The 3,840-nt window shown below is 68.5% G+C and carries 3 protein-coding genes and 1 pseudogene; all 4 read left to right on the forward strand.

Annotated features, from left to right (window positions below; all coding sequences use genetic code 11):
* Window positions 1-1,148: 1-deoxy-D-xylulose-5-phosphate reductoisomerase (gene dxr / locus VKG81_RS02090; protein ID WP_324389236.1), on the forward strand; the 1,148-nt coding region annotated here is incomplete at its 5' end.
* On the forward strand, window positions 1,145-2,350 hold the full coding sequence (locus tag VKG81_RS02095) for a M50 family metallopeptidase (RefSeq protein WP_324389238.1): 1,206 nt from the start codon (window positions 1,145-1,147) through the stop codon (window positions 2,348-2,350). The genes dxr and VKG81_RS02095, both read left to right, overlap by 4 nt.
* A 20-nt stretch (window positions 2,351-2,370) precedes the next feature.
* Window positions 2,371-3,540: a flavodoxin-dependent (E)-4-hydroxy-3-methylbut-2-enyl-diphosphate synthase gene (gene ispG, locus VKG81_RS02100; RefSeq protein ID WP_324389240.1), complete on the forward strand. Its 1,170-nt coding sequence runs from the start codon at window positions 2,371-2,373 to the stop codon at window positions 3,538-3,540.
* A gap of 66 nt (window positions 3,541-3,606) precedes the next feature.
* Window positions 3,607-3,840: pseudogene (locus VKG81_RS02105) on the forward strand (GNAT family N-acetyltransferase); the annotation flags it as partial.

Consider the following 3,840-nt stretch of genomic DNA (forward strand, 5'->3'; position numbering starts at 1 on the left):
GGCGCGTGCTGATTCTGGGCAGCACCGGATCCATCGGCACTCAGGCGCTGGAGGTCATCGCCGCCAACCCCGACCGATTCGAGGTGGTCGGGCTCGCCGCCGGTGGCGCAAATGCGCGGCTGCTCGCCCAGCAGCGCGACGCGACCGGAGTATCGAAGATCGCGATCGCCGACCCGGACGCGGCCGGCACCATCGACGGCGTCGCCTACCGGGGCCCGGACGCGGTCGCCCGCCTGGTCCGGGACACCGAGGCCGACGTGGTGCTCAATGCGCTCGTCGGGGCGCTGGGGCTCGAGCCGACGCTGGCGGTGCTGGAAACCGACGCCCGGCTGGCGCTGGCGAACAAGGAGTCGCTGGTCGCCGGTGGCCCCCTGGTGCTGAGGGCCGCAGCACCCGGCCAGATCGTGCCGGTCGACTCCGAGCATTCCGCGCTCGCGCAGTGCCTGCGCGCCGGCGACCGCAAAGAGGTCGCCAAGCTGGTGCTCACCGCGTCCGGCGGGCCGTTCCGGGGCTGGTCGGCCGCCGATCTGGAGCATGTCACACCTGAGCAGGCGGGCGCGCATCCGACCTGGAACATGGGCCCGATGAACACGCTGAACTCGGCGTCGCTGGTCAACAAGGGACTCGAGGTGATCGAGACACACCTGTTGTTCGGCGTGCCCTACGAGCAGATCGACGTCGTGGTGCATCCGCAGTCGATCGTGCATTCGATGGTCACCTTCACCGACGGCTCGACAATCGCGCAGGCCAGCCCCCCCGACATGAAGCTGCCGATCTCGCTGGCCCTCGGCTGGCCCGCGCGGGTGCCCGCGACCGCCGCGGCCTGCGACTTCTCCACCGCCGCCAGCTGGGAATTCGAGCCGCTGGACGCCGACGTGTTCCCCGCGGTGGAGCTGGCCCGGGCGGCGGGGACGGCCGGGGGCTGCATGACGGCGGTGTACAACGCCGCCAACGAGGAGGCCGCCGCCGCGTTCCTGGCCGGCCGCATCCCGTTCGGAGCCATCGTCCGCACGATCGCCGAGGTGCTGGGCGACGCCGACCAGTGGGCCGCCGAACCCGCTAACGTGGAAGACGTACTCGACGCGCAGCGCTGGGCCCGCGAGAGGGCCGGCCGCGCGGTCACACAGGAGGTCGTGGAAACGACATGATGTTCGTGATCGGCATTGTGCTGTTCGCGCTCGCGATCCTGGTCTCCGTCGCGCTGCACGAATGCGGCCACATGTGGGCGGCCCGGGCGACGGGGATGAAGGTGCGCCGCTACTTCGTCGGCTTCGGGCCGACGCTGTGGTCCACCCGCCGCGGCGAGACCGAGTACGGTGTCAAGGCCGTTCCGTTGGGCGGGTTCTGCGACATCGCCGGAATGACGTCGGTCGACGAGCTCAAGCCCGACGAGGTCGACCGCGCGATGTTCAAGCAGAAGGTGTGGAAGCGCGTCGTGGTGCTGTTCGCGGGTCCCGGCATGAACTTCGTGATCGGCCTGGTGCTGATCTACGCCGTCGCGACGATCTGGGGCCTGCCCAACCTGCACGCCCCGACCACCGCCGTTGTCGGCCAAACATCCTGCGTCGCACCGGAAGTCACGAGGGGCCAGCTCGGCCAGTGCACGGGCGCCGGACCCGCGGCCGCGGCCGGCATCAGACCCGGCGACGTGATCGTCAAGGTCGGCAGCACCGATGTGCACACGTTCGACGAGCTGGTCAGCGCGGTGCAGAAGCTCACCGGCCCCGCCCCGGTCGTCGTGCAGCGCGACGGACGCGACATCACCACCGTCGTCGACGTCACGGCTACCCGGCGATGGACCAAGGCCAGTGACCAGGGGCCGTCCACGGTCGGCGCGATCGGCATCAGCGCCGCGCAGTACGGCCCGACGCACTACAACCCCATCACCGCGGTGCCCGCGACGTTCACGTTCAGCGGCGACCTGGCCGTCCAGCTGGGCAAGTCGCTGGCCGCGATTCCGAGCAAGGTCGGCGATCTGGTGCACGCGATCGGCGGAGGGCAACGCGACCCGAACACTCCGATCAGCGTGGTCGGCGCCAGCATCATCGGCGGCGATACCGTCAACCACGGGCTGTGGGTGGCGTTCTGGTTCTTCCTTGCTCAGCTGAATTTCGTGCTCGGCGTCATCAACTTGATCCCGCTGCTGCCGTTCGACGGCGGCCACATCGCGATCGCGGTGTTCGAGAAGATCCGGAACATGATCCGCGCGGCTCGCGGCATGGTGGCCGCGGCGCCGGTCAACTACATGAAGTTAATGCCCGCGACATACGTAGTCTTGCTTGTCGTGGTCGGCTACATGCTGCTGACCGTGACCGCTGATCTGGTCAACCCCATCAGGCTCTTCCAGTAACCCAGGGAAAGGGAGACATCATGTCGACCGTCGGCTTAGGCATGCCGACACCGGCTGCTCCGACGCTGGCCCCGCGGCGGAAGACCCGCCAGCTGATGGTCGGCGACGTCGGAATCGGCAGCGACTACCCGGTCGCCGTGCAGTCGATGACCACAACCAAGACCCACGACGTCAACGCGACGCTGCAGCAGATCGCCGAGCTGACCGCGACGGGCTGCGACATCGTGCGGGTAGCGTGTCCCCGTCAGGAGGACGCCGACGCGCTGGCCGAGATCGCGCGCCACAGCCAGATCCCGGTGATCGCCGACATCCACTTTCAGCCGAAATACATCTTCGCCGCGATCGACGCGGGCTGCGCGGCGGTGCGCGTCAACCCCGGTAACATCAAGGAGTTCGACGGCCGGGTCAAAGAGGTGGCGAGGGCCGCCGGCGACGCGGGTATCCCGATCCGCATCGGCGTCAACGCCGGCTCGCTGGACAAGCGGTTCATGGCCAAGTACGGCAAGGCGACCCCGCAGGCGCTCGTCGAATCGGCGCTGTGGGAGGCGTCGCTGTTCGAAGAGCACGGCTTCGGCAACATCAAGATCAGCGTCAAGCACAACGACCCGGTCGTGATGGTCGCCGCGTACGAGCAGCTGGCCGCGCAGTGCGACTACCCGTTGCACCTCGGCGTCACCGAGGCCGGTCCGGCTTTCCAGGGCACCATCAAGTCCGCGGTCGCCTTCGGCGCGCTGCTGTCGCGGGGCATCGGCGACACCATCCGCGTGTCGCTGTCGGCGCCGCCTGTCGAAGAGGTCAAGGTCGGCACCCAGATTCTCGAGTCCCTCAACCTGCGACCCCGTGGGCTGGAGATCGTGTCCTGCCCGTCGTGCGGTCGCGCCCAGGTCGACGTCTACACGCTGGCCAATGAGGTCACCGCCGGGCTCGACGGCCTCGACGTGCCGCTGCGGGTCGCCGTGATGGGCTGTGTGGTCAACGGTCCGGGGGAGGCCCGCGAGGCCGACCTCGGTGTCGCGTCGGGCAACGGCAAGGGACAGATCTTCGTGCGCGGTGAAGTGATCAAGACCGTGCCCGAGGCGCAGATCGTCGAGACGCTGATCGAGGAAGCCATGCGACTCGCCAGCGAAATAGGCGCACAGCCGGGTTCAGCCACATCAGCCAGCGGTTCCCCTGTTGTGACCGTAAGCTGAGACGTGGCTCACTCGAGCCACACCGTCGGTCGCTAAAAGATCCAGCAAGAGCCAGAAAGAGTCAGCATGTCGGCTCCGCCCATCCGTCGCTTGGTCAACGAGCGACGGGTGTCGGTTGTGCGCGACGGCGCCGCGGTGCGCCGTGTCTTTGACGACGATCCCATCGGGTCGTGCATGGTCGCCGCCCGGGTGGCTGACCACGGCATCGACCCCAACGCGATCGGTGGCGAACTGTGGACGCGCCGCGGCGTCGAAGAGTCGCTGTGTTACGCGGGCGCGAACCTGATTCCGCTGCGCGGC

This window comes from Mycobacterium sp. (genome assembly GCF_035314905.1).
Classification (GTDB): domain Bacteria; phylum Actinomycetota; class Actinomycetes; order Mycobacteriales; family Mycobacteriaceae; genus Mycobacterium.

Coding starts and splice junctions, on each gene's coding strand:
- VKG81_RS02095 (WP_324389238.1), top strand. CDS start 1,145: ATGATGTTCGTGATCGGCATTGTGCTGTTCGCGCTCGCGATCCTGGTC.
- ispG (WP_324389240.1), top strand. CDS start 2,371: ATGTCGACCGTCGGCTTAGGCATGCCGACACCGGCTGCTCCGACGCTG.